We start from the raw sequence: 630 nt of genomic DNA on the forward strand, positions 1-630 counted from the left end.
GTGATGGACAATCTGTCGACGCACACGCCCGGGTCGCTCTACGAGGCTTTCCCGGCCGCGGAAGCGCATCGCCTCCTGGAGCGGCTGGAGTTCCACTTCACTCCCAAGCACGCGAGTTGGTTGAACATGGTCGAAATCGAGATCGGGGTGCTCAAGGGCCAGTGCCTGGACCGGCGGATCGACACGCGCGAGGGGCTCGAGCGGGAAATCGCGGCTTGGGAGCGCGAGCGCAACGCCGGCGGCGCACGCATCACATGGATGTTCACGACCGAAAAGGCCCGGGCCAAAATGAGCCGCGCCTATCCTAAACTCGCCCCTCTCGAGCCACTCGCCAAAGGGTCATAATCACTGTGCCGAGGATCTAGCCTCACCAGAGGCAATCACAATGCTTGCCGAACGCAATGACCTCGATGAGGCAATCATCACTGCCACACCGGCAGATATCCGCTTCCAGCAGCATCTTATCTCCGCGAACGCAGAGCTGCAGCACGCTGTCTCAACTCTGGAAGGCTTCGATCCTCAATTGCAGCCTGAGCTTCAGAAAATCGCCGAGTCGGTAGTGAAGCGCTCCAACATCGTCAAAATCAGCATTGATGCGGCTATGGCCGGCACTACGACGGAGTAGTCTCA

General features: G+C 59.7%; 2 protein-coding genes. Both read left to right on the forward strand.

Going from position 1 to position 630, the window contains the following annotated elements; all coding sequences use genetic code 11:
• Window positions 1–345: transposase (locus C7G61_RS43055; RefSeq protein ID WP_190242290.1), on the forward strand; the 345-nt coding region annotated here is incomplete at its 5' end.
• A gap of 40 nt (window positions 346–385) precedes the next feature.
• The gene (locus tag C7G61_RS43060) at window positions 386–625 is read left to right on the forward strand and encodes a hypothetical protein (protein WP_190242291.1); all 240 of its coding nucleotides are present in this window, start codon (window positions 386–388) and stop codon (window positions 623–625) included.
• The last annotated feature ends 5 nt before the right edge of the window (window positions 626–630 follow it).

It is taken from the genome of Bradyrhizobium algeriense, from assembly GCF_003062295.1.
GTDB lineage: Bacteria > Pseudomonadota > Alphaproteobacteria > Rhizobiales > Xanthobacteraceae > Bradyrhizobium > Bradyrhizobium algeriense.

Bases quoted from the DNA above. Each gene is read 5' to 3' on its own strand.
- C7G61_RS43060 (WP_190242291.1), top strand. From the start codon at position 386: ATGCTTGCCGAACGCAATGACCTCGATGAGGCAATCATCACTGCCACA.